Here is a 350-nt window from a genome sequence, read left to right on the forward strand (position 1 = left end):
GCTGACGCTATTGTGTCCGCAATCAACAGCGCCAGTACCGGTGTGACCGCCAGCAAGAATGCGGACAACACCCTGGCGCTGTTCTCCAACAAGAGCTTCTCCGTGGCCGATGGCGGTGCAGGCACCGGCCTGGCTAACCTGGGCTTGAAGAAGGGCGATTCGGTCTCGGTGACGGTTGAAACCACCGTGTCGAACCTGAGCATCAAGGATGCTGATTCGTCGCAGCGTTCGGTGCAAGCGTTGAACGATGCGATCCAGCAGATCGACAGCCAGCGTTCGCAACTGGGTGCGGTGCAAAACCGTTTCACCAGCACCGTGGCCAACCTGCAAAGCATCTCGGAAAACTCCAC

Annotated in this window: 1 protein-coding gene; it reads left to right on the top strand. The window is 58.9% G+C overall.

What is annotated here, in order from left to right:
- A partial coding sequence (locus tag NPS46_RS25155) for a flagellin (protein WP_274112057.1) occupies positions 1 to 350 on the top strand: 350 nt, incomplete at both ends.

Source organism: Pseudomonas putida (assembly GCF_028682395.1).
Classification (GTDB): domain Bacteria; phylum Pseudomonadota; class Gammaproteobacteria; order Pseudomonadales; family Pseudomonadaceae; genus Aquipseudomonas; species Aquipseudomonas putida_AB.